This is a genomic window from Halomonas sp. PBN3 (assembly GCF_000475415.1).
Classification (GTDB): domain Bacteria; phylum Pseudomonadota; class Gammaproteobacteria; order Pseudomonadales; family Halomonadaceae; genus Halomonas; species Halomonas shengliensis.
The window spans coordinates 1-1,656 of the sequence record NZ_AXCA01000123.1; the positions used below are offsets into that span (position 1 = coordinate 1).

The following is a 1,656-nucleotide window of genomic DNA, read 5'->3' on the forward strand; positions in this document are numbered from 1 at the left end:
GCGCCCGCAGATGCGGGGATGATTGAACTAGCGCTATATGCTTAGCGTAGTTGGTTGATCAAATTGCAGTGTATCCCGCAGTAGTGGGAAAAGAAGCCGAACCCTTTTGGTGTTGCCAATTGGGTTCGGCTTTTTCATGGTTCAACGCAAACTTTGCCTCTAAATTCCACATAATGTTGGTTATGATGAATTTAGCTGGAGCTCGGCTCGGGGTCTGGCCTACTGCTCAAGATTCTACTTTACGACCTCCCATCTACCAGATGGCGAGCGATTCAGTGCCACCTGCTCTTGAATACTGTCTTCCGTGACACTTTGCCGTCATTGTAATTACGGTTCCATGACCCTCCTTCTCTAACTCATTGATTCTTCCAAGCTGCTCTTCTTTTCTTAGTGAGTCTCCCCCCCGTCGACGGTGACGCACTGTCACGAGATCATCATTGTCTAGACAACTGCCGTTAACCTGACACCGCGACACTGATGCCATTCCCAAGAGGAGAGGCGTCATGTCGATTCACAGCATCCTGGTCGATCGGGTCAGCAAGACCTTCGGCCAGCACCCGGTTCTTCGCGAGGTCGGCTTTTCCGTATCTCCCGGCGAAATGGTTGCCCTGGTGGGCCCGTCGGGCTCCGGCAAGTCCACCTTGATGCGCCACATGGCCGGGCTCACCCGCGCCAACCGTGATAGCCACAGCCGCATCGAGGTACTCGGTCGCGACATCCAGAGCGCTGGCCGCCTCACTCGCCGCACCCGCGCCGAGCGCTGCCGTACCGGTTACATCTTCCAGCAGTTCAACCTCGTCGGCCGCCTGAGCGTGCTTACCAATGTGCTGATCGGCCGTCTGGGCAGCATGCCGCGTGGCCGCTCCTTGCTGGGTCGCTTCACCGCCGAGGAAACCGATCAGGCTCTGCGGGCACTGGCCCGTGTCGGCATCGATTCCCTGGCCCATCAGCGCGCCAACACCCTTTCCGGCGGCCAGATGCAGCGTGTGGCCATCGCCCGCGTCCTCATGCAGGACGCCGACATCATCCTCGCCGATGAGCCCATTGCCTCACTGGACCCGCGTAGCTCCCGCGAAGTGATGGAGATCCTGGCCCGTATCAACGCCGAGGACGGTCGCACTGTGCTGGTCACCCTGCATCAGGTGGAGGTGGCTCGCCGCTTCTGCCCGCGCACCATCGCGCTGAAGGAGGGCCGCCTCTACTTCGATGGTCCCACCAGCGACCTTACAGACGCTCGCCTCGAGGCGCTGTACGCCAACGCCGGCCTGGATGAGCTGCATGCCAAGCCGGCTCCCCAAGACATCGGCAATGCCATCGGGGCTTTGGGGTAACACCCAGCCCAACCACTTGACGCTTACTCGACATCCCAAGGAGACCTGTCCATGTCCCGCTTCCCGTTTCGTCGTTTCGCACTGCCGCTGGTCGCCGGCGCCAGTCTGTTCGCCAGTCAGCTGACCCTGGCCGCCGAGACTCTCAACTTCGGCATCATCTCCACCGAGTCCAGCCAGAACCAGGCTGATCAGTGGCAGCCCTTCCTGGATGACATGTCCCGCGAACTTGGCCGTGAGATTAAGCCCTTCTTCGCCACCGACTACGCCGCCGTTATCCAGGCCATGCGCTTCGACAAGGTCGACCTGGCCTGGTACGGCAATAAGT

Annotated in this window: 2 protein-coding genes; both read left to right on the forward strand. The window is 59.9% G+C overall.

The annotated features are described in order from the left end of the window. The first annotated feature begins 503 nt into the window (after positions 1-503). A complete protein-coding gene (phnC, locus tag Q673_RS24475) occupies positions 504-1,331 on the forward strand; it encodes a phosphonate ABC transporter ATP-binding protein (RefSeq protein ID WP_023005310.1) in 828 nt (275 codons plus the stop codon). A gap of 51 nt (positions 1,332-1,382) precedes the next feature. Then, positions 1,383-1,656 (forward strand): PhnD/SsuA/transferrin family substrate-binding protein (locus Q673_RS0118235; RefSeq protein ID WP_031217846.1); only part of this gene is annotated, 274 nt, incomplete at its 3' end.

Coding starts and splice junctions, on each gene's coding strand:
- phnC (WP_023005310.1), top strand. CDS start 504: ATGTCGATTCACAGCATCCTGGTCGATCGGGTCAGCAAGACCTTCGGC.